This is a genomic window from Streptomyces violaceorubidus, assembly GCF_000717995.1.
GTDB classification, from domain to species: Bacteria; Actinomycetota; Actinomycetes; order Streptomycetales; family Streptomycetaceae; genus Streptomyces; species Streptomyces violaceorubidus.
On record NZ_JODM01000151.1, the window covers coordinates 1 to 484 of the forward strand.

The following is a 484-nucleotide window of genomic DNA, read 5'->3' on the forward strand; positions in this document are numbered from 1 at the left end:
CCCCCCCCAACCCCGCCCCCACCACATCCCCCTCTCCCACGCCCAACAACGCCTCTGGTTCCTGCACCAGTTCGAGCCGGACAGCGCGCTGTACAACATCCCCGTCGCACTGAAACTGACGGGTGCGCTGGACGTCACGGCGTTGCGGCGGGCGCTGGACGACGTGGTGGTGCGGCACGAGAGCCTGCGGACGGTGTTCGTGCCGGACGACGACGGTACGGGCGCGTACCAGGTGGTCCAGCAGGCGGCGCCGCTCGACGTGGCCGTCGTCGAGGTGGACGCGGACGCGCTCCAGCCGGCGTTGCGGGCTGCCGCCGGACGCTCCTTCGACCTGTCCGCCGAGCCGCCGCTGCACGCCACCCTGTTCCGTACGGCGGCGGACGAGCACGTGCTGCTGCTCGTCATGCACCACATCGCCGGCGACGGCTGGTCCCTGTCCCCCCTCGCCCGCGACCTCTCCACCGCCTACACCGCCCGCCACACC

1 protein-coding gene is annotated in these 484 nt (G+C 72.5%); it reads left to right on the forward strand.

What is annotated here, in order from left to right:
• On the forward strand, positions 1-484 hold a 484-nt coding region (locus IE94_RS36735; RefSeq protein ID WP_037924866.1), incomplete at both ends, for a condensation domain-containing protein.